This is a genomic window from Apilactobacillus intestinapis, from assembly GCF_049166695.1.
GTDB lineage: Bacteria > Bacillota > Bacilli > Lactobacillales > Lactobacillaceae > Apilactobacillus > Apilactobacillus kunkeei_C.
The window spans coordinates 1-1,295 of the sequence record NZ_JBMHFD010000030.1 but is presented as its reverse complement, the minus strand read 5'-3'; the positions used below and the strand labels follow the sequence as shown (position 1 = coordinate 1,295).

At 30.9% G+C, this 1,295-nt stretch carries 2 protein-coding genes; both read left to right on the top strand.

What is annotated here, in order from left to right:
- Positions 1 to 100 precede the first annotated feature (100 nt).
- Complete coding sequence (locus ACOMA7_RS07695) at positions 101 to 406, top strand: transposase (protein ID WP_054607824.1); 306 nt, start codon at positions 101 to 103, stop codon at positions 404 to 406.
- Positions 400 to 1,251 carry an IS3 family transposase gene (locus ACOMA7_RS07690; RefSeq protein WP_054607823.1) on the top strand — a complete coding sequence of 284 codons (852 nt, stop codon included), beginning with the start codon at positions 400 to 402 and terminating at the stop codon, positions 1,249 to 1,251. The genes ACOMA7_RS07695 and ACOMA7_RS07690 overlap by 7 nt, the downstream gene beginning before the upstream one ends.
- Positions 1,252 to 1,295 lie beyond the last annotated feature (44 nt).

Below are 1,295 nucleotides of genomic sequence, written 5' to 3'. Positions count from 1 at the left end.
AGGAACTGAAGTTATAATATTGAACAGATAAATAAAAGCACTTTCGATAAAATGATTATTTTTATTTGATAAAATAACATAATTCGGAGGTGTTTTTTGTATGGCTAATAATAGATATTCATATGAAACTAAACTAGAAGCCGTTCGGCTTCTTAATGAAGGTGTTCCAGGTAGAAAGATTTGTGAAATGCTTGGGTTAAAGAGTGATGGATTAATTTATACGTGGCGGAAATATGTAAGAAATGGCGATTACTACCGTTTGAAGCAAAAGCCTGGAAAGCAATATAAATATAATAAAGGTAACTTAGAACTACCTAGTCATGTCATAAAAGACATGGAAATTAAACAAATGAAAGAAGAACTTGAAGTTATAAAAAAATATTTAATCATGGAAGGGCTGTGGTAAATCAAGATACTATTAAATTAATCGATAATTTCACATCAAAGATATCTTTAGTTAGGATTTGTCAGTATCTCAACATATCTAGAAGTACCTATTACTATCATAAAAAGCATGCAGATCATTTTAATTTAAGTCAGATTGAACAAGAGATTCAACAACTATGTATAAAAACGAAGTTTTTATATGGTTATCGTAAAATTCATGCACTAATTAATAAGTATTTAAAATGTAGTGTTAGTAAAGTTCAAAGAATTATGGCCAAATATGGTTGGGGGTGTCGTATTAAACGTAAAAGATCTTATAGACCTGGTAATCCATTTAAACAATTTGATAATATAATCAATCGTGATTGGAACGTTAGTTTACCAAAACGTAAATTAACTACTGATATCACGTATATTCCTTGCGGAAATAAGATGTTATATCTCTCAACGATCATGGATAGTTTTAATTCGGAAATTATCGCTCATAAAATTTCAAATCATCCAAATACCCAATTGGCGTTAGATACATTAAATCAATTAGGCTATTTAAATGGCGCTATTATCCATAGTGATCAAGGTTCGACTTACACTTCACGTGAATTTTTTGAATTAGCACGTAAAAAAGGCGCCATCAGAAGCATGTCCCGTAAAGGCACGCCAGCTGATAACGCCATCATCGAATCATTTCACGCCAACCTAAAGACTGAAATGATTTACACACAAGCTAAACCTAAAGGTTTAGCAGACACCATTAAGTGTGTAAATAATTATATCAAATTTTGGAATAATACACGAATATTAACAAAATTAGGCAACCAATCCCCTGTAGAATACAGAAAATCAGTTGCCCAATTAAAGAGTTAGAAAGCTGCTTTTATTTATTTGTTCAAAATAATAGTTGCAGTTCC

Coding starts and splice junctions, on each gene's coding strand:
- ACOMA7_RS07695 (WP_054607824.1), top strand. CDS start 101: ATGGCTAATAATAGATATTCATATGAAACTAAACTAGAAGCCGTTCGG.